This window comes from Gordonia jinhuaensis (genome assembly GCF_014639795.1).
GTDB lineage: Bacteria > Actinomycetota > Actinomycetes > Mycobacteriales > Mycobacteriaceae > Gordonia_B > Gordonia_B jinhuaensis.
Map to the genome: position 1 here is coordinate 32351 of NZ_BMGC01000021.1, position 20727 is coordinate 53077.

15 protein-coding genes are annotated in these 20727 nt (G+C 62.6%); 6 read left to right on the forward strand and 9 right to left on the reverse strand.

Annotation, left to right across the window (positions count from 1 at the left end; genetic code table 11):
• The first annotated feature begins 156 nt into the window (after window positions 1–156).
• A complete protein-coding gene (locus tag IEW22_RS13670) occupies window positions 157–1824 on the forward strand; it encodes a PucR family transcriptional regulator (RefSeq protein WP_188587168.1) in 1668 nt (555 codons plus the stop codon).
• 5 nt (window positions 1825–1829) lie between these two features.
• Here the strand turns inward: IEW22_RS13670 and IEW22_RS13675 are convergent, their stop codons facing one another.
• The 6 genes from IEW22_RS13675 to IEW22_RS13700 form a co-directional block, all read right to left on the reverse strand.
• The gene (locus tag IEW22_RS13675; RefSeq protein WP_188587169.1) at window positions 1830–2849 is read right to left on the reverse strand and encodes a P1 family peptidase; all 1020 of its coding nucleotides are present in this window, start codon (window positions 2847–2849) and stop codon (window positions 1830–1832) included.
• Window positions 2846–4729, reverse strand: a complete 1884-nt coding sequence (locus tag IEW22_RS13680) for a dipeptide ABC transporter ATP-binding protein (RefSeq protein WP_229742648.1) — start codon at window positions 4727–4729, stop codon at window positions 2846–2848. The genes IEW22_RS13675 and IEW22_RS13680 overlap by 4 nt, the downstream gene beginning before the upstream one ends.
• Window positions 4726–5499 carry an ABC transporter permease gene (locus IEW22_RS13685; protein WP_229742650.1) on the reverse strand — a complete coding sequence of 258 codons (774 nt, stop codon included), beginning with the start codon at window positions 5497–5499 and terminating at the stop codon, window positions 4726–4728. Before IEW22_RS13685 ends, IEW22_RS13680 begins: the two co-directional genes overlap by 4 nt.
• Window positions 5500–5582: 83 nt before the next feature.
• Window positions 5583–6530: an ABC transporter permease gene (locus IEW22_RS13690; protein ID WP_188587171.1), complete on the reverse strand. Its 948-nt coding sequence runs from the start codon at window positions 6528–6530 to the stop codon at window positions 5583–5585.
• Window positions 6531–6589: 59 nt separating this feature from the next.
• A complete protein-coding gene (locus IEW22_RS13695) occupies window positions 6590–8089 on the reverse strand; it encodes an ABC transporter substrate-binding protein (RefSeq protein WP_188587172.1) in 1500 nt (499 codons plus the stop codon).
• A 98-nt stretch (window positions 8090–8187) separates the two neighbouring features.
• Window positions 8188–9744 carry an amidase gene (locus IEW22_RS13700; protein ID WP_308421398.1) on the reverse strand — a complete coding sequence of 519 codons (1557 nt, stop codon included), beginning with the start codon at window positions 9742–9744 and terminating at the stop codon, window positions 8188–8190.
• A gap of 431 nt (window positions 9745–10175) precedes the next feature.
• Here IEW22_RS13700 and IEW22_RS13705 point away from each other — a divergent pair, with 431 nt between their 5' ends.
• Window positions 10176–11849: an alpha-keto acid decarboxylase family protein gene (locus IEW22_RS13705; protein WP_188587174.1), complete on the forward strand. Its 1674-nt coding sequence runs from the start codon at window positions 10176–10178 to the stop codon at window positions 11847–11849.
• Window positions 11850–11964: 115 nt separating this feature from the next.
• Here the strand turns inward: IEW22_RS13705 and IEW22_RS13710 are convergent, their stop codons facing one another.
• The 3 genes from IEW22_RS13710 to IEW22_RS13720 are packed head-to-tail and all read right to left on the reverse strand — an operon-like array spanning window position 11965 to window position 15230.
• Window positions 11965–12786 (reverse strand): crotonase/enoyl-CoA hydratase family protein, encoded by an 822-nt coding sequence (locus tag IEW22_RS13710; protein ID WP_188587175.1) that lies wholly within the window; start codon window positions 12784–12786, stop codon window positions 11965–11967.
• Between the two features lie 43 nt (window positions 12787–12829).
• On the reverse strand, window positions 12830–13987 hold the full coding sequence (locus IEW22_RS13715) for an acyl-CoA dehydrogenase family protein (RefSeq protein WP_188587176.1): 1158 nt from the start codon (window positions 13985–13987) through the stop codon (window positions 12830–12832).
• A gap of 49 nt (window positions 13988–14036) precedes the next feature.
• Entirely contained in the window at window positions 14037–15230 is a 1194-nt protein-coding gene (locus IEW22_RS13720; protein ID WP_188587177.1) for an acyl-CoA dehydrogenase family protein, read from the reverse strand.
• Window positions 15231–15494: 264 nt separating this feature from the next.
• Between IEW22_RS13720 and IEW22_RS13725 the strand changes: the two genes are divergently transcribed.
• The 4 genes from IEW22_RS13725 (at window position 15495) to IEW22_RS13740 (ending at window position 20668) form a co-directional block, all read left to right on the forward strand.
• The gene (locus IEW22_RS13725; protein WP_188587178.1) at window positions 15495–16874 is read left to right on the forward strand and encodes an MFS transporter; all 1380 of its coding nucleotides are present in this window, start codon (window positions 15495–15497) and stop codon (window positions 16872–16874) included.
• A 112-nt stretch (window positions 16875–16986) separates the two neighbouring features.
• The gene (locus tag IEW22_RS13730; RefSeq protein WP_188587179.1) at window positions 16987–18120 is read left to right on the forward strand and encodes a thiolase family protein; all 1134 of its coding nucleotides are present in this window, start codon (window positions 16987–16989) and stop codon (window positions 18118–18120) included.
• Window positions 18121–18203: 83 nt separating this feature from the next.
• Window positions 18204–18968, forward strand: coding sequence for an SDR family NAD(P)-dependent oxidoreductase (locus IEW22_RS13735; protein ID WP_188587180.1), 765 nt, complete (start codon window positions 18204–18206; stop codon window positions 18966–18968).
• Window positions 18965–20668: a class I adenylate-forming enzyme family protein gene (locus IEW22_RS13740; protein ID WP_229742652.1), complete on the forward strand. Its 1704-nt coding sequence runs from the start codon at window positions 18965–18967 to the stop codon at window positions 20666–20668. The genes IEW22_RS13735 and IEW22_RS13740 overlap by 4 nt, the downstream gene beginning before the upstream one ends.
• The last annotated feature ends 59 nt before the right edge of the window (window positions 20669–20727 follow it).

The window sequence follows — 20727 nt, forward strand, 5'->3', positions numbered from 1 at the left end:
CCGATGTTGAATGCGCAGTACTCGCGGAGCAACTCGAGGGGTCTGCACTTAAACTTGCCGAGGGGAGGTTCTCGCGTGTCCGTACCGTCGTTGTTTGATCCCGCCTCTCGACATGGCACAGAGTCGGACCGGCCTGCGAGTTCTCCACAGGGGGTCGTGGTCCGCGACATTCTGGCGCTTCCCAGTGTGCAAGCCAGTCGTCCAGAAGTGGCAGCCGCCGCGCAGCACCTGGACAACCCAGTGCGGTGGGTACATACATTCGAACAGGGAGCCGGTGCGTCCCGCTTGCTCCGCGGATTCGATGTAGTCCTGACATCCGGTATCGGCTGGCCAGATTCCGACCGCGACCTCATGCTCTTGGTGGAGGACCTCGCCTCTGCGCGCGTATCGGGAGTCGTACTCGAACTCGGTAGCCGGTTTCGACGCGCTCCACAGGCGATGACGAAGGGACTCGCCGCTAAGGGAATCCCCCTCATCGTTCTTCACCGTGAGGCCGCGTTCATCGATATCACCGAGGCAGCACACCGCCAGATCCTCGCGCAACAGCTTGACGCCCTCGATGCTCGCGATGAGGTCCACACGGTGTTCACCACCCTCGCACTCCAGGGATCGCCGCCGGACTTTGTGGTCGCACAGGTGTCGCGGATGTTGCGATGCCCAGTAGTCCTGGAGGACCTCTCGCACACCGTCGTGAGCTTCGCTCAACGCGACCTCTCACTGCAGGATTTACTCAACGACTGGGAAACCCGCTCGAGGCGGGCGGTGACGTCAAATGGGCTGTCTCCTCAGCTACTGCGAACAGTCGTTGCTGGGCCAGAAGACTGGCTCATCACTCCAGTTGCCGCACGAGGCAGTCGATGGGGGCGGTTGATAGCTTTCCCCGGCCCATCGCATTCCGCTGGTCGCTCGCTGGTCCTCGAGCAAGCCGCAGTCGCACTATCGCTGAGTCGGGCGGCATATCCGGAGGATCGACAGTGGAAACGACTGGTTGACCGTCGGCCCGTCGAGTCACTCCTTGCCAGGAAATGGATCGACGTCGACGACCTCGCCGCCCAATGGCGCGCAGGTGGCATCGACCTCGACCGAGCAACCTTCATGTCCTGCATCGTTTCAGTGTTCGGCATAGATCACGGCCAAGTGTCTGCCGACGACCGGCTTCTGGAGATCGCCCTCACCAACATCGCTGCGCGCGGCCTGACGGCACGAGGAGCGGTGACCAGCAGTCCGAACCACCCCTCCGTTCTCGTTCTCGTCGCAGTCTCCGGCCATGGTCAACCGACCGAGCCCGCCGGCCGAACCCAGCCGGTCTTCGACATTGCGGAGCCCCTTCGTGCAGCTTTGCCACCTGGATACGATGTTCGCCTGGTAGCCGGCGAAGCGAGTGATCGCATCGAGACCCTGGTCGAATCGCTGACTGACACGCTTGCCGTGGCCACAGGACTCGGTCGATTCGGCACACACTCGCAAGACATGTCTGGGACCGCCACCACGGCTTCCGGCCATCGACTCGGTCCCCTCCTTCGCGAATTGAGCGGCACCGCCACCCTGAGCGACTTCATCGAACGCACCGTGGGCCCCCTCATCGATCACGACGTCCAGATGAACAGCGAGCTCGTCCCGACGTTGCGGGCGTACCTCAGAAGCCCGGGAAACCGGAGCACTGCGGCGAACGAGTTGAGGATCGCCCGATCAGTTCTCTATCAGCGCATCGCAACGATCGAACAGCTGATCCACGCGAAGTTAGACGATGGTGAGACTCAGGCCGCCCTGCAAGCCGCTCTACTTGCCCACGACGCCAACAAGCAATCACCACAACATGACTAGTCGGTTCACCTGACGTTTGAGAGGTATTCCGCGTACGAAGGGATTTTTCCGTTCGGCGTCTCGACCGACTCCGCATTGAGAACCGCATCCACGATCGCGTATGCCATCGCATCAGCAGCTGCGGCCTGAATTCGCATCATCGTCACAGTTCTCAACTGATGCTCGCCCAGCACGTCGACATCGCCCGTGGCGAGGCCGAACACTGTGTCCCCGTCGCTCAGTGTGTGGACAGGATCCAATGCGCGAGCGAACCCATCGTGGGCACACGAAGCCATACGCGCCGTCTCAGCAACGTCGAGTTTGGCGTCGGTGGCGACCACTGCGATCGTCGTGTTCAAAGGTTGAGGCTCGGCGAACAGTGCCGATTCGTCGCTGTATTGCGTCGCGCTCAACTCCTCCAGTCCCGGCATCTGAGGTACACCGCGAGCATTCACGATCGCTAGTGCGCCAACGGTGTAGGTGACGCCGGCGATCGTCAGAGACACCGAGCCAGTTCCCAGTCCTCCCTTCAATCGCCCCCGGGAGGTCACAGCACCTGTGCCGGCGCCGATGTTCCCGCGTTCGATTCGCGCGAAATCCCCGGAGGCGTTCGCCTGCTGCAGAGCTTCGTAGCCCCAGTCCGAGGTCGGCCGCGAAGTGAACCCGCCTCCACGGCCGAGGTCGAAGATTGCCGCACCCGGGACGATAGGAACGATTTCATTGGGCTCAGTGCCCACCGGAAAACCTCTGCCGTGCTGCTCACACCAGAGTTGCGCTCCGTGCGTCGCCACGAGCCCGTAGGCACTGCCACCGGTTAGGACGATCGCATCCGCAGACGGAACCAAGGTCCGCGGATCCAGGGCATCGGTCTCGTGCGTCCCGGGACCTCCACCACGAACATCCACCGCTGCAACGGTTCTCGGAGGGGGAAGGACGGCGGTCACTCCAGTCAGATAGCCGCCACCGACCCTCGAGACGTTGCCTACCCGGATCCCGGCTACGTCTGTGATCTGACCGAGGTCGTCGCGGAAGGCGGTGTCGATCATGCCAACTCTCCTATCGGCTGTCGATTCCCTCTGCCAGCTGACGGAAGCGGCGGCAGCGCAGCGATGAGCTTTTGTGTGTAAGGATGCAGCGGATGCGAGTAGACGTCTTCGGTTGGCCCGCACTCAACGATCTGCCCCGCGTGCATCACGGCAACCGTGTCGCAGGTGTGCCGTATCACGTTGAGATCGTGCGACACGAAGATCAACGTGAGCTGGTACTCATCGACGAGATCAGAAATCAGGTTGAGAACCTGTGCGCGAACAGAAACATCCAAGGCCGAAACCGCTTCGTCTGCAATCAGCATGCGAGGACGCGTCGACAGAGCACGGGCGATGGCAATTCGTTGCCGTTGGCCTCCGGAGAACTCGTGAGGATAGCGTGATTCGGCATCACTCGGCAGGCCCACCTGGTTCAGCAGTTCCCTCACTCTCGCGCGCTTCTCCTCGCGAGAACCCTCCCTGATCGGCTCGGCGACTACGTCACGGATCCTCATCCTCGAGTCCAGCGAACTCATCGGGTCTTGGAAGACGATCTGCATGCTTGCGCGAAGTCCGCTCAGCATTCGCTCGGGTACACCAGCAACCTCTTTCCCGTTAACCCGAACCGATCCTGACGTCGGCGTGTCCAGCGCGCACAACAGCCTGAGTAGCGTGGACTTGCCCGATCCGGACTCACCCACGATGCCGAATCGCTCTCCGGAATGGACGTCGAAGGAAACCGACCGCAGTGCTTCGACACGCCTTTCCCCGCCAAACACACCTCGCCGCCCGCCGTACGTCCGCGACAGTTCCGACACCTGAACAATCGCAGCCTGGTCGCTCCCTGCACCAGCCGAGTTGAATACGACGGAGGCAGTCTCGCTGTCGACAAGCACATCATGGGGCGATGTCTTCTCGATGCGACGATCTTGGGCCTCTTGTCCAGAATCACCCGTTGTCCCCTGCACCGGTCCGGTCACGACAGATGTTCCTGTGCCGCCGGTATCGACCTTGCGATTCTCCATGTCGGCAACCGTCACCAATCGACCCGTGTCCGCATTCGACACCAATGATGACGCAGCCAGAAGCGCACGCGTGTAAGGGTGCTCGGGGCTGGTGAAGACCCGATCCACCGTGCCCTGCTCGACCACCCTGCCATTCCGCATGATCACCACGCGCTCGCACAACGTGGACACCACGCCCAGGTCGTGACTGACGAACAGCAAAGACGATTGGGACTGCTCGACCTTCTTGGCGACGAGCTCGAGTACCTGTCTGGCCACGGTCACATCGAGCGCAGTCGTCGGCTCGTCTGCCAGCAACAGATCCGGGTCATTCGCCATGGCCATCGCCAGCATCACGCGTTGCCGTTGACCTCCCGACATCTGGTGTGGGTAGGCACGTGAAGCCACCGCCGGGTCGGGTATCGCCACGCTCGACAGCAGTTCGACCGTTCGAGTATCGAGAGTCTTGCGATCACCACCGTGTGCGACCATGATCTCACGAATCTGCTTGCCCACCCGCATCAATGGGTTTAGCGCTGTCATCGGTTCTTGGAAAACCATCGACATCCGACTGCCTCGGAGGTTCCGAAGAACCTTGTCCGGAGCATCGAGCAGGTTTTGGTCTTCACCGTCGAGGCGTACATCACCGGATGCCGATAGGCCATCTGGCAGCAGACCCATGACGGACAAGCAGGACAATGACTTTCCCGACCCAGATTCCCCGATGAGTCCAACCCGCTCACCCCGCGCCACAGTGAACCCGATCCCATGGACCAGCGGCTGCGCGGAGGTGGAGATCGTCAAGTTCCGAACCGACAACAGCGGTGCGGACGCGTCGGCCACACCGGACGTCTGGCTTTCCGAGTCTGGCAACGTCGTTTCACCGGCGATCATCATCGAGACCTCCTCGGATCGAAATAGTCCCTCAACCCATCGCCTAAGATATTGAATCCCAATACAGTCCATGCAATCGCGATTCCAGGCCACACGACCAACATCGACGAGCTGAAGACGAAGGTCTGAGACTCCTGCAACATGCGTCCCCATGACGGGGTCGGCGGCGGTGTACCGAGCCCCAGATACGACAGCGCGGCCTCCGCGAGGACAGCAACCGCAAAGTTCACCGAGGCTTGGACCACCAAGATCCCCCCAATGTTCGGAAGTACATGGCGCCATGCGATGAAAATCCGACCACGACCTGCCGCGCGCGCCGCCGAGATGTACTCGCGGCTCATCACTTGCATTGTGCCGCTGCGCGAGACCCTCGCGAAGGCCGCAGCTGTACCGATTCCCAGTGCGACCACAGCCGTCATGATTCCCGCGCCCCAGACTGCGCCCACAATGATCGCGATCAGGAGCGCGGGGAATGCTTGCAAGATGTCGTTTGCGCTCATGACGGCACCACCGAGACGCTTTCCGGCCATACCCGCGCAAACACCAATCGGAACACCGATGGCGGCTGCGATAGCCACCGACAGAAGCCCGACCAGTAGCGTCGCGCGACTTCCCTCGAGGATCACGCTGAACACATCATGTCCGAATGAATCAGTCCCGAGAATGTGTGAACTCGACGAACCTTGGAGCCGGATCGACGCATTGACCGCGGTCGGGTCGAAAGGCACCCAGACGAATGAAGCCAGGGCCGCTACGATGACCACTGCGATCATCGATCCACCGATGATTAGTGACGAGTTCACACGGCGTCGAGACCTCGACCTACGGCGCGACAGACTGACGACTCGGCTTGCCATCACCGTTCACTCCTCAGCCTCGGATCAATAAGTAAGTAAAGCAATTCGACGAGGAGATTGATCGCCAGCACTGCGACAACTATCACCATCACGATCGCCTGGACCGATACCATGTCGCGGTTCTCCACCGACCTGACCAGGAGCGTACCCAGACCAGGGATTACGAACACGTTCTCGATGACTATCGCACCGACGAGTAGTGCAGCGAGTTCTATCGCACTTATGGTGAGTACCGAGATGGCAGCATTCCGCATACCGTGTCGCAACAGCGTCTGTAGTGGGGAAAGACCCTTGGCGCGCGCGGTTCTCATGTAGTCCTCGTGCATGACGTCGAGAACTGCCGAACGCATGTAACGGCTGAGTATGGCGCCCTGGACGAGCCCGAGCGCAAGCGCTGGCAGCACTAGATGCGATAGGAACGGCCCTGCCCCGTCTATCGGAGCAGCCCACCCGCTCGCCGGCAACCAGCGCAGCTTGACTGCGAACACCACCACTAATAGCAGTCCTGCGAGAAATCCTGGTATCGCGATTCCCAACTGACTCGTCAACCCGACTAGTGCACCATCCACATGGCGTGACCGATACGCGGCGTACGTCCCGGAGGGGATTGCCACGATCAACGCCACCAGCATCGCAGCGATCACAAGGATCAGTGACACCTGCAGATGACTCATAACGTCGGGGCCAACAGAGCGGCGCGTCACATACGACTGGCCAAAATCTCCGTGGAACAGCCCACCCAACCACGAGAAGTACCTCGTGGTCACCGACCGGTCGAGTCCCAACTCATGCCGTAGATCTGCGACCGCCTGCGGCGTCGCAGTCACACCGAGCATCGTCTTTGCAGGGTCGCCCGGGACGACTGAAAGCAGTCCAAACACGACAGCCGACGCCAGTAGCAGGGTTGCAAGCACGAGAAGCAGTCGCTTTGTGAATAGCATCAACATCCGCTCAGCTCCTTCCTCGGGAACTCGACTTAACTGTGCCGCTGCCCATTTGCCGTCTTCTACGACCTGGAGAGTGATGTCAGATCGAGTGCTACACCGGTGTCATTCTTGCTGATTCCATCAATCCCGGTCTTTTCCAGAACGACGTTCGGTGCGTTGTACAACCAGTCACCAGGTGCGGCCGCAACCACTGCGTCCACCGCCTTCCGCATCCCAGCCACGTACTCGTCATCGGAGGGTGCCGACGCTGCGGATGCGATCGCATCGTTCACGGCCGGATCCGACAGCCGCCAGTAGTAGGTCGAGTCGGCGTAGTTGGTGAAGCTTCGCGGCTCTACGTGATTGATCACGGTCATCTGGTAATCAGCTTGCGTAAATGTGTTCTGCAACCACACTGCTGGGAATTCCTGCGTGACCAGATTAACGGTGACCCCTATCTTCGCCAATTCCGATTTGACAACCTGTCCAATCGACTGGGAATACGGGAGGCTCGGCACGTTGAACTGAACAGTCATATTCGAGTGACCAGAATCGGCAAGTAGCTGCTTTGCCTTCTCCGGATCGTAGGGGTAAACCGAAGATTTGTCCTCCGCCCACGGATCCGTCGACGGCACCGGCTCACCGGTGATCTTGCCGTAACCGTTGGTGACAGTGGTATTGACCTCTTTCTTGTCGATACCGTACTCAATCGCTTGTCGCACTCTGATATCGGTGAATGGCGCTCGAGTGGGATTCATCGACATATAGATAATCCCCTGCGTAGTACCGACATTCACCGTGAAGGACTTATCGCTTTCGAATGACTTGACCTGATCGAGAGCTTGCGCCTGATAGACGACGTCAATCTCGCCACTTCTGAGAGCATTCGTAGGCGCATTGGCATCGACGTAATACTTCAGGGTGACACCCGAGACGCCCGGCTTCTTTCCCCAGTACGAGTCATTTCGCTTCATAACGAGGGACTCATCCGTCGAGTACGAATCGACAGTATAAGGGCCTGTGCCAACTGCCTTGTTTGCCAGGTCAGACACACCGTTGGGCGTGAACATAGCACCCAAGGGGCCCGCCAGCCAGAACAGAACATTGTTATCAGGTTTGGAGAGAACAACCTTTGCTTCCGTGGGCGACACGACGTCTACATGGTCGATCGCGGCGAGGTTTTTCGGGGTGTTCGCCTTCCACGATTTTATTCGCTCGAGGCTGAACTTGACATCGTCGGCAGTAAACGCGTCACCATTCGAGAACTTCGCCGATGGCTCGAGAACAAAATCGTAGGTCTTCCTGTCCGGGCTGATGGTCCACGACTTCGCGAGCAGGGGTTGGATCTTGCCCTCACCATCGACCTTCACCAGAGACTCGTAAACGTTGTACATGAGCGCCTGTGGGATCGCCGCGCCAGCGGTCTGCGTAAAGTCGAGGTTCTTGGGCGCAGCACCAAGACCGATGGACACGCTCGAGGATTGGCCGCTTCCCCCACTCGACGAACTCGAAGATGACCCAGCCGAACATGCGCTGACGGCAAGCGCCGATGCCGCCAGCGGGATGACGAGTGACGACATCAGCCGGTTTCTACGTGATCGACTCATAGTGCGGTTGCGCCTTTCATCAGAGGTGTTCAGGAGTTTCACAGGGTGCGCCGTTTCGGCCCGTGCAGATCTCAGGGTCGTTCCCAAGGCCTCGGCCACGGACGATCGATGGGATGTGAGCGTTGGAAGTGTGTCGCGGCAGCGAGGACCTCACGATCGGCGAATCGCGGACCGACGATCTGGAGGCCGATCGGACGGCCATCGCTCGTGAACCCGCAATGGACGGAGGCGGCGGGCTGACCCGACATGTTGTAGGGCATGCAGAACCCGATATGGGCCATCGGTCGCGTCACATCATTGCTCGGCATCGGCCAGTCAACCGGGTAGGTGGCGTCTGGCGAGACCGGAGATAGGACCAGGTCGTAGGGTTGCGTGGCACGTAGTGTCTGAATCGCGACCTCTAACTGCGCGTTGCTGCTCCGAACTGCATCCAGCCCACTCACCTCGCTGCCAGCTCGACACCACTCGGCGATGAACTCCAAGAGAAGACCACGCCGATCCACTGGCAATGCTTCATAGTCGAGCCAATGTCCTGCACGCCAAAACATATCGACACGCTCGAGCATCTCGTCGGAAAAGAACGGATCGACTATCTCAACCGCACTGCCCTGGGACTCGAAGAACTGTGCCGCATCACTCACCGCAGCGGCAATCTCGGGGGAAGTCTCTGTCCCAGCCCCAGCATCGAGGTGCAGTCCAACTCTCAATCCCTGAGTCTTGAACTCCAGATCGCCCCAAGAAATCTTTTGCGGTGGCAAGCTGTAAGGATCGCGATCATCGGGCCCGGACACAACGCCCATGACGCGGGCAAGGTCTTCAACCTCGCGGCCCATCGGACCGATCGTGCGCCCGAAGTATGGCGGATCGACGGGGATTCGACCGAACGATGGTTTGAATCCAGCTATCCCACACCAACTTGCCGGCAGGCGGACCGATCCGCCGATGTCACTTCCGAAGTGGATCGGTGCATAACCTGCGGCAGCCGCAGCGCCGGCTCCAGCGCTTGAACCACCTGGATTCCAGGACAGATTCCATGGGTTACACGTTGTGGGATGCAGGGTTGATACTCCCGACGAGAGCATTCCCCACTCAGGCATTGTCGTCTTTCCCAGGACAACCGCACCCCTTGCGGTGAGACGCTCGAGAAGGGGTGCGGTAGATGACGCGGGGGTAGGCAGACTAGCTGCTGAGCCCCATGGGGTGGGTTCGCCTTCGAGGTTGACGTTCTCCTTGACAGTGACCGGGACGCCGTCAATCGGACTCAGTGGCTTACGATCTCGCCACCGTTGCGCGCTCGCAGCGGCTGCTGCACGCGCGCGCTCGTGGTAGATGAGATACATCGCGTGAATGTGTGGCTCTGCGTCCGTCATCCTTCCGAGAGCAGAGTCCGTGACCTCAACCGGACTCAATTCCCCCGATTCAAATCCATCCACCATCTCACTTGCATCGAGCTCGCAAAGACTCAGATCAACATCGTTAACAGACACGGAATTCCTCTCACTAATCACCAGACGATCAACAAGCGGCACACCGAGAGCCTGTCCGCGCGAGACAGCACGCATGAACCAAACGCACCAGATCGTGAATCGTCGAAATGAGGGGGATCTGCGGCGCTGTGCAGTGTGCATTCGGCCAATCGCGACGTCGCATGCGGTCCGACGGCTCTAACCGGAAACTTGAGTCACAGTGCAGTTCGAAAATCGCTACTACCTGCGATGACGAGAAAGTTAGTGCGCTCAAGAGATGATGTCAATCGGTCGACAAGCCGTGCGTTTCCCCACGATCTGCAGCCCAGAGCTGCACACCTCTCGAATCCTGGCCCGTGTGACGGACAGACTGTCCGGAGAACCTCCACCACACGACAGTGTGTCGTTTCGTGCCTGTTTCGAACGGTGCGCACATCCACTAGTTCGAAGCAAGTTGTTTACATTCAGTACTGCCCGATCGGCACACCTGGGCTCAACGTCGTAACGTCGAGGACGACACTCTCGTCGCCCGCCACACAATGGCGGGCGACGAGTCGCGTCATCGACCCTTCACGAGAGGATGTTCACGACTCATGACCAGTGCGGACTACACCGTCGGCGACTATTTGCTCGACCGCCTCGCCGAACTCCGTGTCACCGAAGTGTTCGGTGTACCCGGGGATTTCAATCTCGAATTCCTCGACTACATCGTGGCCCATCCCACACTGCGCTGGGTGGGCAACGCCAACGAGCTCAACGCCGGCTACGCCGCCGACGGCTATGGACGGCTGCGGGGTATGTCGGCGGTGGTCACCACCTTCGGTGTCGGTGAATTGTCGGCAGCCAACGCGATCGCGGGCAGCTACGCCGAGCACGTTCCGGTGGTGCACATCGTGGGCGCGCCATCCAAGGACGCCCAGGCGGGTCACCGGGTGGTGCACCACTCGCTCGGCGACGGCGATTTCGGCCACTTCCTGCGTGCCGCAAGGGAATTCACCTGTTCGCAAGCCGATCTGACCCCGGCCACCGCAACCCGAGAGATCGATCGGGTGCTGCTCGACGTGCACGAGCAGAAGCTGCCCGGCTACCTGCTGTTGGCCACCGACGTGGCGCGATTCCCGGCCGAGCCGCCGACGACTCCGCTGATCCCGCGGACCGACGGCTCGAGCCCGCGCGCATTGTCGCTGTTCGTGGAGGCGGCCGAACAGCTGATCGACGACAAACAGGTGACCGTCCTCGCCGACCTCCTGGTCCATCGGCTCGGCGTCGTCGAGGAACTCGATGCGCTGCTCAAGACAGGCAACGCCCCCTACGCCACGCTGATGTGGGGCAAGAGCCTGCTCGACGAGAGCCTGCCCAACTACCTGGGCATCTATGCCGGGGCGGCCAGTGAGGAGCATGTGCGCCGCGCGGTGGAGGATGCGCCGGCGCTGGTCATGGCCGGTGTCCAGTTCACCGACATGGTCAGTGGCTTCTTCAGCCAGAACATCGACGAGCAGCGCACGATCACGGTGGGGGTTCACGAATCGCGGGTCGCCGGAAAGGTATACGCGCCGCTGGACATGCGTGATGCGCTCGAAGCGCTCACCACGATCCTCGCACGTCGTGACACCCCGGCACCCGAACTCCCCGATGAGATCACGCCGGTGGCCGCTACCGTGGACGACGTCGACGGACCGCTGTCACAAGATGTGCTGTGGGACAAGCTCAGCGATGCACTCACGCCGGGCAACGTCGTTCTCGCCGATCAGGGCACCTCGTTCTACGGCCTCGCCGCGCACCGGCTTCCGCACGGCGTCACCTTCATCGGACAACCGCTGTGGGCATCCATCGGCTACACACTGCCCGCGGCACTGGGAGCCGGTGTCGCACAACCGGATCGACGAACCGTTCTCATCATCGGTGACGGTGCTGCGCAGTTGACGGTGCAGGAGCTCGGAAGTTTCGACCGCGAGGAACTCAACCCGGTGATCGTGGTGGTCAACAACAGCGGCTACACCATCGAACGGGCCATCCACGGCGAGAAGTCCTATTACAACGACATCGTCGAGTGGGACTGGCAGAAGATCCCGGCGGCCTTCGGTATCGACTCGGCCCAGGTGTTCCGCGCGACCACCCCCGCTGAACTCGACGGGGCGATCGCCGCAGCGGCGGCCGATCAGTCGCGGATGACGCTCATCGAGGCAGTGGTGCCGACGATGGACATGCCGCCGCTGCTCACCGAGCTGGCCCAGTCGGCTGCGAAGGCCAACGCCGACCCGGAGTAGGTCGGCGCGATCAGCAAAACAGTCACCTCAGCGCCGCGATGAACACATATGTGCCCATCGATGCGCTGAGGTGACCATTTTGCGAGATCAGCCCCGCGCAATCACTGCCCCGCGATCACTCCCCGGAGAATCGCGGTGCACGCTTCTCGAACACCGCCGTGATCGCCTCGGTGATGTCTTTCGACGGCAGGAACGCCGCATTCCACGCCGCCACATACCGCAATCCCTCGTCGACCTCGCCGACGTGCTGGTGGTTGAGCACGTCCTTGACGCCCTGGATCACCAGCGGAGGATTGTCGGCGATGGTGCGCGCAGTCGCACGTGCCAACTCCAGCACCGCCTCGTGATCGGCGACGACCTCGTTGACCAGTCCGATCCGCTCGGCGCGAGCCGCGTCGATGTCGGCGGCGGTGAAGGCGAGTTCACGGAGGTGCCCCTCACCGATGATCGAGCCCAGACGCTGCAGTGACCCCATGTCGGCGACCATCCCCGCCCGCGCCTCGCGCACCGAGAATTTGGCGTCGGCACTGGCGTAGCGGATATCGGCGGCGGTGATGAGATCGACGCCGCCGCCGATGCACCAGCCGTGTACGGCCGCGATCACCGGGACGCGGCTCTGCGCGATCGCGGTGATCCCGCTCTGCATGTCCTTGATCAGCTTGTGGAAGGCGGTGCGCTGCTTGGCAAGCGCACCCGGCGCGAGCACCGGACCGAAGTCCGCGGCCATCGCGGCCAGATCGAGGCCGTAGGAGAAGTTCTTCCCGGACCCGCTGACGATCGCGACCCGGATCTGCGGATCGGCATCGATCTCGGCGACCAGATCAGGCAGTTCACGCCAGAAGTCGGGGCCCTGGGCATTGCCCTTGCCGGGACCGATGAGGGTGATCTCGGCGATGCCGTCGGCAACCGCCACCTCGAAGGCTTTCCATTCGCTCATGATGGCGACCCTAGCCGAGCAGGCCCGCGGGTCGACCACAAGGTCACAGCCCCAGATCCTTGGCGATGATCGTCTTCATGACCTCGTTGGTCCCGCCGTAGATGCGCGAGACACGTGTGTCCGCGTACAGCCGGGCGATGGGGTACTCGAGGATGTACCCGTAGCCGCCGTGCAGCTGCAGGCATTTGTCGATGACACGCCCCGCGGTCTCAGTGGCGAACAGCTTCGCCCGGGCGGCGTCGGCGACCGTGAGCTCACCGCGGTTGTGCAACTCGATCGCATGATCGACGAGCGTGCGGATCGCCTCCACATCGGCCGAGCACTCGGCCAGGACGAACTTCGAATTCTGGAACGAGGCAACCGGTTTGCCGAATACGGTGCGCTCCCTCGTATACGCCAACGCGTGCTCCAGCGCCGCAGCGGCGGTCGCCGAACCACCGATCGCGATCTCCAGGCGCTCCTGGGCGAGGTTGTGGGTGAGGTAGGAAAACCCCTTGCCTTCCTCCCCGAGGCGGTCCTCCACGGGCACCTTCACGTCGGAGAAGGCCAGTTCGGCGGTGTCGGAGGCCTTCAGGCCGATCTTCTCCAGCGTGCGTCCCACCGAGAAGCCCTCGGACGTGGTGTCGACCACCAGGATCGACAGGCCCGCACGGCGGTCCTGCGGATCGAACGGCGACGTGCGGCAGACCACCAGGATGCGGTCGGCGAGCGCCCCACCGGTGATGAACGTCTTGGCTCCGTTGAGCACATAGTGCGTGCCGTCCTCGGACAACTTCGCCGAGGTGGCGATGTTGGCCAGATCCGATCCCGTCCCGGGTTCGGTCATCGCGATGGCGAACATGATGTCGCCGCTGGCGAAGCCGGGCAGCCACCGCTGCTTCTGCTCCTCGGTGCCATAGGTCAGCAGGTAGGGCAGGATCAGGTTCGAGTGCACCGAATAACTGCCGAAGGACACCCCCGCAGCCGAGCACTCCTCGGCGACGAGCATCGCATAGGCGATGTCGTGCACACCGCCGCCGCCGAACTCCTCAGGAACCTCAAGGCCGAGTACGCCCAGATCGCCGAGCTTGTTGTAGAAGTCGCGGGGCGGATGGCCCTGCTTCTCCCAGTCGCGGTAGACGGGGGCGACTTCCTTGTCGATGAAGTCGCGCACGGTCTTCCGGAAGGCCTCGTGATCTTCGTTGAACAGAGTCCTCTGCACGCTGTGCTCCTGCCTGTTGGTCTGACGAGTGGTTGTGGTGTGGATGGCGCTAGTGTCGATACTCGCGCATGAGGCCCTTGCTGATGATCTGTTTCTGGATCTCGCTCGTTCCCTCGCCGATGAGCAGGAACGGCGCCTCGCGCATCAGTCGTTCGATCTCGAATTCCTTCGAGTAGCCGTAACCTCCGTGAATCCGGAAGCTCGCCTGGGTGACCTCGGCGCAGTACTCACTGCACAAGTATTTGGTCATGCCCGCGGCCACGTCATTGCGTTCGCCGGAATCCTTCAGACGCGCGGCGTTGACCATCATCAGATGCGCCGCTTCGACTTTCGTCGCCATCTCGGCGAGTGAGAACGCGATCGCCTGATGTTCGGCGATCGGCTTACCGAAGGTGGAACGTTGCTGCGCATAGTCGATTGCCAATTCGAAGGCGCGCAACGCCACACCACAGGCACGTGCGGAGACGTTGACGCGTCCCACCTCCACGCCGTCCATCATGTGCCCGAATCCCCGGCCCGCAACACCGCCGAGAATGTCGTCGGCACCGGCATGGAAGCCGTCGAAGATCAGCTCGGTGGTGTCGATCCCCTTGTAGCCCATCTTGTCGATCTTGCGCGGAATGATCAGTCCGGGAAGCACTTCGCCGAATCCGGCCGGCTTCTCGATCAGGAAGGTGGTGAGATTGCGGTGCGGCTTGTCCTGGCCTTCGTCGGTGTGCACCAGTGCCGCCACCAGACTCGACGTCGCCCCGTTGGTCAGCCACATCTTCGCGCCGTTGATCGTGTAGTCGCCGTCGGCGCCCCTCTTGGCGTTGGTCTTGATGGCCGCGACGTCGGAGCCGAGGTCGGGTTCGCTCATGGAGAAGGCGCCGCGCACCTCACCGGTGGCCATACGCGGCAGGAAGTGCTGCTTCTGCTCGTCGGTGCCGTGCTGGCGGATCATGTAGGCGGTGATGAAATGCGTGTTGATCACACCCGACACGCTCATCCAGCCACGGGCCAATTCCTCCACACACAGCGCGTAGGTCAGCAACGACTCCCCGAGACCGCCGTACTCCTCGGGGATCATCAGGCCGAACAAGCCCATCGCCGCCATGTCGTCGACGATCTCCTGCGGATACTCGTCGGCATGTTCGAGGTCCTGAGCCACAGGAATCACGTTCTTGTCGACGAAAGTCCGCACGTTGTGGACTATTTCGGTCTGCAACTCTGTCAGACCCAAGGTCTGCGCCAACCGCGTCATGGCTTCAGCATGCCTCGTGACCGCGCTCACAGTAAGTCCGTCGTCGACTAACGGACAGTTAGGGCCAGGCAATGAGAGGCGTTCAGGCAGCCGTGAATACGGGCCTCACCGAGGCGATATAGGAACTGCCTATGCGTCGAATCACCTCCCGGCTGTTGCCTCATCGGCCGTCGGGCACGTCCAATGGTCATGTGATCTACACCACGTGGCACGGCATCACGTAATCCATGCCACCTGCTACGCCCTGGACAGAAGGACACAGTCATGACGCTCGCCGCTTCCGATGACCATGAGGCCGTCGAAACCCCCGCCGCGCCATCTCCCCCGCCGAGCGCACGTGGCCGCAGACTCGGACCCGCAGGCGAATCACGCAATGCCGCTTGGGGTTTGACTAGCCTGCTGGTCGCGCTCTACGTGATCAACTACGCCGACAAGGCCGTATTGGGCATCATCGCCCAGCCCCTTTCCGAAGACCTCGGACTCCGCTCGAGTGACATCGGACTGGTGGGCAGCCTGTTCTTCCTCACCTTCACCATCGGCGGATTCTTCGCCGGTGCACTCAACCGCTGGCTCGGACTGCGCTGGGGACTGGCCCTGATCGCACTGTGCTGGGCCGTTGCGATGCTGCCGCTGGTCGCGGTGGCCACCTTCGCCGTGCTGGTCGCCAGCCGCCTGCTACTGGGCATCGCCGAGGGCCCGAGTTCGGCGTTGATGCACACGTCGGCGTACTCATGGCATCCGCCCACCCGTCGCGGTCTGCCCTCAGCGCTCCTGGCCGGCGCCGCGTCGATCTCCAAGATCGCCATCGCACCGCTGCTCGCCGTCGTCACGGTCAGCCTCGGCTGGCGAGCAGCCCTGGTGGCGCTGTCGATCGCGGGCGCGCTGTGGTGTGCGGTGTGGCTGCTGACCTGGCGCGAAGGACCGTACACCAATGTCAACAGCGATATCCCCACCGCCGACCAGCGCGTGCAGGGCAGTCCCGAACCGACAGTCCCGTGGCGCCGGATCCTTCTCTCACGCAGCTTCGTCTTCGGCGCATTGCTGGTGATGAGTGTGTATGCGCTGGTCACGGTGGTGCTCACCTGGCTCCCGTCCTACTTCGAGGTGGGACTCGGCTACAGCCGGGTCACCGCGGGTTCGCTGTTCGCGCTTCCCTCGCTGATCTCTCTCGCGCTGATGCTGTTGTCCACCACCACCGGAGACCGGCTCATGTCGCGCGGCTCCTCGTCGCGGACGGTTCGCATCGTCGTACCGAGTATCGGCGTCCTGATCTGCGGCGTCATGCTCGCAACGCTGCCCACACTGGAGACCCCGATCATCGCAGTGCTGGTGCTCTCGGTGGGCTACGCCTTCGCCGCCTCGGTGTTCCCGTTGTTCAACGCCGCGATCTCGGAGATCTGTCCCCCACGGCAGATGGCGGGAACCCTCGGCTTCTTCATCGCGATCATGGCAATCGGTGGTCTCGTCGCACCGTATGCGACCGGAGTCATCGTCGACGCGGCGGAGAATCCCGCCGACGGCTACGCCAGCGCCTTCCAGATCCTCGGCGTGATCGCCGCGGTCGCCGCGATCCTCGCACTCGTCTTCGTGCACCCCGACCGCGACAAGAAGTCCATCCGCGAGCCGTCTCCGGCACAAGCATAGGCCCTCGCTATGGCGCCCTGAACGCGAAACCATTTGTGATCCAAGGGCAGTCATGTTCGTCTCAATACATCAGAATCACTCCGCCCCGGGCGGCGATGAAGGGAACACCACAATGACAGACGCAGTGATCGTCGACGCCGTCCGTACCCCGATCGGCAGGCGCAACGGAGCGCTGGCGGGGATCCACCCGGCCGACCTGTCCGCGCATGTCCTCGAGGCGGTCGTCGACCGCACCGGTATCGACCCGACGCTGGTCGACGATGTGATCTGGGGATGTGTCAGCCAGGCCGGCGAGCAGGCCACGAATGTGGCGCGGACCGCGGTGCTGGCCGCCGGCTGGCCCGAGTCGGTCCCCGGTACCACCGTCACGCGCGCCTGCGGGTCCAGCCAACAGGCGGTGAGCATGGCCGCGGCTGCGGTGATCTCGGGTCAGCTCGATGTGGTGATCGCCGGCGGCGTGGAATCGATGAGTCGGGTGCCGATGGGAGTCGCCGCCCCCAACGGCGAAAACCATCCGGCCAGCGTGCTCGACCGCTACGGCATCGACGGGTTCAACCAGGGCATCGGCGCGGAGATGATGGCCGAGAAGTGGGCGCTCTCCCGCACCCAACTCGACGAGTTCTCCTTGCGCTCACATGAACTCGCCGCGCAGGCCACCGACAGCGGCGCCTTCGACGGCCAGCTCGCGCCGCTGCCGGGGGTACTCGCCGGAGATGAGGGCATCCGCCGCGGCGGGACCCTCGAATCTCTCGGTAAGCTCAAGACGGTATTCGCCGAGGACGGTGTGATCCACGCGGGTAACGCATCCCAGATCTCCGATGGCGCCGCAGCACTGTTGGTGATGTCCAGTGAGACCGCCGCGGCTCACGGACTCACGCCGCTGGCACGCATCCACACCGCCGTCGTCGCCGGTGATGACCCGGTGATGATGTTGTCGGCACCGATCCCAGCGACCGCCAAGGCGTTGGCACGCGCGGGTCTGAGCATCGACGACATCGGCACCTTCGAGGTCAATGAGGCCTTCGCGCCGGTGCCGCTGGCATGGCAGATGGAGACCGGCGCCGACATGGATCGGGTGAATCCGCTCGGCGGCGCGATCGCGGTCGGACACCCCCTCGGTGGATCCGGCGGCATCCTCATGACCCGCTTGGTCCATCGCATGCGCGACAACAACATTCGCTACGGCTTGCAGACGATGTGTGAAGCAGGCGGTATGGCCAACGCGACGATCCTCGAGCTCCTCTGACCCAGGCGTCGCATTCGGACCGACATTCGACCCGCCCGGATTCACCGGGCGGGTCTGACTCCCACGAAAGGATCATCCACGACATGGAACTCAAGGGTGTGAGCACAGCGATCACCGGCGGAGCCTCGGGCCTTGGTCTGGCAGCAGCACAACGGATCATCGATGCCGGCGGTCGGGTCACCCTGATCGACCTCCCGACCTCCGACGGCGAGTCAGTCGCCAAGGAGCTCGGTGCCAATGCGCAGTTCGCCGCTGCCGACATCACCGACCGCGAACAGTTCGCGGCCGCACTCGACACCGCGGATCGCGACGGTGGACTCCGGGCCCTGGTGCATTGCGCCGGAGCGGGCCGCCGGATGCGGATCCTGGACAAGGAGGGCAATGCCGGCTCATCCGACGACTTCGAGTTCGTGATCCGACTCAACCTCATCGGTTCGTTCAACGCCTTGGCTCTCGGCGCCGAGCGAATGGCACGACAGCCCGACGTCGACGGCGAACGTGGCGCGATCGTGTTGACAGCATCGGTTGCCGCATACGAAGGCCAGATCGGTCAGATCAACTACGCCGCATCCAAGGCCGGCATCGTCGGAATGACGATCGTCGCGGCGAGAGACCTGGCGAGCAAGCACATCCGCGTCAACACCATCGCTCCGGGGATCATGGACACACCGCTGCTCGGCCGGTTGCGCGACGATGTCCGTGACTCCCTCGCGGCGACAGTCCCCAATCCGCATCGTCTCGGCAAGCCTGCCGAATACGGCCAGCTCGCCGCGTCGATCATCGAGAACGCCTATCTCAACGGCGAGACGATCCGCCTCGACGGCGCGATCCGGATGGCACCCAGATGAGTGTCGCGAACATCGCAGGCCAGTCATCCTCGACGACAACCGTTCTCACCTATCCCGACGTGACCGTCGGCGAGCTGCCCGCGCATATGGCCGTTCTCTACGGTGACAGGCCGGCTGTCATCGACGGGGCCCGGACGCTGACCTATCGCCAACTCGACCAGCAGACACAACGAATCGCGTCGGCGCTGGCCGCGCGAGGGGTGGGTCACGGCGACATGGTGGTGCTCTACCTGTTCAACAGCGTCGACTTCATCCTCGCGTATTACGGATCGCTGCGGTCGGGTGCCAGTGTGACACTGGTCAATCCGCTGCAGCCGGTGGCCGGTCTGCGCGCACAGATCGTGGAGACGGCCGCCCGGATCGGGTTCACCCAGGCCGAGCAGGCCCCACGGCTGGTCGAGGCGGGTGAAACCCTCGAGGCGATCATCGTCGTCGATCGGGCGGCGACCGCACAGACCGACCCTACCGATGCGACCATCGCACTCGCCGAATTCCTGGAAGCACCCGCGCATGCGGGTGGAGTCGGTACCGGTGCGAGCGCCGGCGACATCGCGCACATCGCCTACACCGGCGGTACCACCGGCGTCTCCAAGGGTGTTCGAGTGCTGCACCGCAACGTGATCGCGAATGTGACCCAGATGATCGGCTGGCGCGCCGGGCATGCGGTGCTCGTCGACGACTCCGCCGCGCTGCGACTGGAGCCGCGCGGTGACGGGCCCGGGCGCGGCGTCATCCCCGGTGAGGGCGCCACGATCGTGGTGTCCCCGCTCTTCCACGCTCATGCACTGATCAACATGTCATTCCTGTTGCTGTGCGGTGTGACCCAGGTTCTGGCCGGACGGTTCGACCCGGGCAGGATGCTCGAGCTGATCGAGAAGCACAGGGCCACCTACATCACCGGCAGTCCGGCCATGTGGCATGCGCTGGCGACCCATCCCGACGTCGACACCCGCGACACCTCCTCGGTACGGGTGATGTCCTCGGGTGCGGCCCCGATCGATCCGGTGACACTGCGCGCATCGTCGGCAGGCTTTCCCACCGCAGCGGTGGTGGAGGGCTACGGGCTGACCGAGGCGACCTGCCTGGTCTGTTCGGCACCCCTGTCGGAAGGCGGCGAGTATCGCCTGGGCAGCGTCGGTCTGCCCACCTACGACACCGACATCGAGATCCGAGAAGCAGGCGAGACCGAGGTATCACTTCCGGCCGGCGAACGAGGCGTGTTGTGGGTACGTGGTCCCCAGGTGACCGACGGCTACCTCGATCATCCCGAGGCCACTGCGGCTCAGTATGTGGACGGCTGGCTCAACACCGGTGACATCGCCTATCGCGACGACGACGGCTACGTCTTCATCTGCGACCGCGCCAAGGACATGTTGATCTACAAGGGTTACAACGTGTATCCGCGTGAGCTCGAAGACATTCTGGTCACCCATCCGGCGATCTCGGCGGCAGCCGTGGTCGGTCGCGACGCGGGGGCGGTGGGCCAGGAACCCGTTGCCTTCGTCGTCCCGAAAGCCGACCAACGGATCGATGCCGATGAGGTGATGGCTTACGTCGCCGAGAAGGTTCTGCCGTACAAGAAGATTCGCGACGTGATGGTGATCGACGCCCTCCCGGTCTCGACAGCGGGCAAGATTCAGAAGGTTCGACTGCGAGAACAGGTCAGGGGTGAACACCGGGATCACACCGCTACTCGGTGACCCGTGGCAGAAATCGTCCCCCTCAGCGGCGGGAAGGGCAGTATGCCCTCGACGTCGCT